Source organism: uncultured Fretibacterium sp. (assembly GCF_938040765.1).
Classification (GTDB): domain Bacteria; phylum Synergistota; class Synergistia; order Synergistales; family Aminobacteriaceae; genus CAJPSE01.
On the sequence record NZ_CALIAA010000243.1, the window covers coordinates 1 to 3231 of the forward strand.

Genomic DNA, 3231 nt, shown 5'->3' on the forward strand with positions numbered 1-3231 from the left:
CCCCACCTTGGTTCCCCAGGGAAGCCTGAAATCCAGCGGGAGTCCCTTGGCGATGTCGATGAAATAGATCTTGGCATCGAAGTCGCTATCCGCCCAGATACGAAGGCCGAAGAACTTTCCTATGGCGTCCCCAAAGTACTGCGTCTTTACTAGGTTCCTGATCTTCTCGTTTGGGAGCGCATTCGGCTCATAGATCATGTCCCCCTGGACAAAGCCCATGACGTGGTTATAGGACGCGTTGTAGGGAAGCCCCCAGTTCAGCCCCTTGCCCCTCTCGATGCCGAACCACATCTCCTTCGACCGGCCCGTGTCCTCGGGGAAGGCCCATTGCTTCGTGGCCGGGTTGTATTTTCTGGGCTTATCGTAGATGCGGACACGGCAAAAAACCCGGTCGGGCACCGTGCCGGAACCGCCGGCCTTTCTGCTCGTCTGCGTGATCAGGTTGATCTCCACCATGAACCGCTGATCGCGCATCGAGTGGATGTCATCACTTGCAACTACGTAAGCGAAACTGTTCTGATAGTTTCGTTTGTCGACGGGGTCGTAGACCTTGCCCGCCCCCTTGTAGGCGACGTCGCGCCAAAGATAATACCTCAGTCGTTTCCGCCAGTCATTTCCCCAGTTCGGAAGGTCGCCAAAGTCCTTCCTCGTGGCATCGTTCTTTTCCTTCCAGCGGTGCACCTTCTCGATGCCATAAGTGACGCCTCCATCGTGCTGGTCGCCGTCGACCCTTCTCATGACCACTCCCTGAGTTTTGATGGGCCTCTGTCCCTGACTACTCTCCATGTTGTCAAGGGCCAGGAAGGTCCTGCCAAGGGACTTGTTGTACAAATAAGGCACGTAATCCGCAATCTGATTATACACAAAGCTCATAAATTCCACGCCCGGGTCGAACTGGAACAAGTATCCGTAGTGGAAGTGGTCCGTCGGCGCCTTGTCCGCCGCCGGCCTTATCTTCCGCAGGTTGCCGTTCAGAAAAACCCCCCACCCCTTCGAAGGCTGGGCATTGGAAGTACTACTGCTTCCCTTCGGCGTCTCGACTATGGCGTCCACCCACATGGTGTAGTTCTCGAGGCAGAACTCCGGGTCCCGCGTGTCGTCCGCCTTTCTCTTGAAGTACTTCTCGTCGAGCTCCTTGGCCAGGAAACCACGGCCGGTGTCGCCATCCCCGCTGAGGCGAAGATGGGGCTCGTGCGTCGTCGGGTCGACGTTACCAAACTGCATATCGAATTTTTTTCCGGGAATGACAAACTCGTTCTCGAACTTCGTCTCCTTACCCGTCTTCGGGTCCTTGTCCACTACTTTCCCCTGATCCTTGCGCAACTCATCGAGCAGGTCCCTCCAGAACCCGCTGTTCTGGCCGGTTGCGATCAGGTAGCTCTTGCTCTGGAACCACTGCTCCGATCCCCTGCGGCGGACCGCCAGGGCAATATGCTTCCCCTCCATCGCGGCCTCCAGCTCCAGCAGGAGCGGCGGCGTGGCGTGGGCCGTGGTGCCGGTCGGGGGCGTGAGGGACAGGTCGAGATGGGTAAAACGCTGAGCTTCCTCATAGTGCTTCTTCAGGTTCGGGAATTTTGCGCCGGAGAAGTCCCCGCTCGGCCCCGATTTCGGCCCTCCAACCACAGAAAAATTCTGCATCCTATAAATATCCACATCTTTGCTGTAGATACGCCACTCGTACTCGACCTCCGCGGCGGGGTCGCCCGCGAAGATGGCAAAGTATCCGACGACCTTGGTCCCGACCGGAAGGGAGGCCTTATTGGAGATATCCTTGGAAACGACCTTTCCCCCACTCAGCTCGGCCTCCGTGATGTAGGGATCGTAAAAGGCATACTCGCCCTCGATCTTCAGGAAGTCCCCGGAGATCAACCCCTCCACGGGGGCGCGGTTCAGGGAGCGCACATCCGTGGAGTAAACCAGCTCCTTCCCGGAGTTGCCGGCCGTCAGGGTCAGCCGGACGGCCTGATCTCCCGAGGAGGGCGAACCCCCCGAGGAGGGAAGCGAGGCCTTCTCGAACCGGACGGACTTGATGTGGGAGAAGCCGGGGATCAGCACGTCCCCGCTCCTGCTGCGGAGGTACATGTTCTTCTGGGAGGAGTTCAGCTTTGTGGAATTCTGAGAGTCCGCAACATAGGCCACGATCTCCCCCGGCTTGAGGGAGTCCCTGTTTGGCAGCGCCGGCAGGATCTCCAGAGCGCTGGCGCGCTCGACCAGCGGAGCCAGCCCCAAAACCGGCGGGCGCAGGCTCTCCTGGTTCTCGGCGCTGATCGTACCCGCCCTCTCCATATCCAGGCCCGACCGGAGAAAGAGCACCGAGCTTCCCCCGATAATCACCGTGATGAGTATGGCAATAAGAACTTCGACAAGGGTCATACCCTTATTTCGGCGCATCGCTTTTCCTCCTTATTCCCTATCCATTCCCTATCCAAAAACAGTCATCCCCCAACCCCTTGAAGCGCGCACTAGAAGCGATACACCCGCAGCGGCCAGTCGCCGCCCACATTGTAGGGCTTGATCTCCAAGGTCGTGGACGACGCCCCCCCCGCGGAAAAGACGATATTGATCGGCTTGCCTGCGAGGGCGGCATTGGGAACCCCGGAGAGGTCCTTGACGAAAAAATTCCGCTCCACTGCCGCATAAGACTGCATCAAACCGCTGGAATGCCGGGAGGTCTCAACCGTAAGTCGCAGAGAATGGGAGAAGACATTGAGCACCGCCCCCATCGCCACGGAGATGATGATGATCGCTATCAACACCTCCACCAGCGTCAGCCCCGCCCGAGCCCGGCCCCGCTCCGTAAACCTCTTTTTACACATCATTTCCACAGCCATTCGCTCACATCCCCCGCTCCCGTGGACATTCTGACAATTTGAAGAGACCTCTTTCCGCTCTGCCAGGCTCCATATCGGGCAAGACACTCCAAAAGGAAAACGCGCTCCCCTCGCGTGGAGGAGATGGTCATGTCGGCGGAGATCAAGCCATCCTGAAAGGTCGTGGTAAGCGGCGACCCATCGGAGACCGGAAGGACCCGGGATGCCTTTGGCCGCGCACAGTCGTCCGAGACGACGGAGCCCACAGAGAACAAAAGAGCATTTGCGGCAGCGCGGGCCCTCATGACCCCCAACTGGCGCTCCGCACTTCGGTAGTTCGAGTACGAAAAGATGAACATGGCCCCACCGAAGATCATCAGAAACAACATAATAATGAGGCTGGCAATAAGGACGCTTCCCC

At 58.4% G+C, this 3231-nt stretch carries 3 protein-coding genes; all 3 read right to left on the reverse strand.

Features of this window, described 5'->3' with window-relative positions; genetic code table 11:
* A partial coding sequence (locus Q0176_RS08465) for a prepilin-type N-terminal cleavage/methylation domain-containing protein (protein WP_299301517.1) occupies positions 1-2391 on the reverse strand: 2391 nt, incomplete at its 3' end.
* 71 nt (positions 2392-2462) lie between these two features.
* A complete protein-coding gene (locus tag Q0176_RS08470; RefSeq protein ID WP_299301520.1) occupies positions 2463-2831 on the reverse strand; it encodes a prepilin-type N-terminal cleavage/methylation domain-containing protein in 369 nt (122 codons plus the stop codon).
* A partial coding sequence (locus Q0176_RS08475) for a hypothetical protein (protein ID WP_299301523.1) occupies positions 2816-3231 on the reverse strand: 416 nt, incomplete at its 5' end. The genes Q0176_RS08470 and Q0176_RS08475, both read right to left, overlap by 16 nt.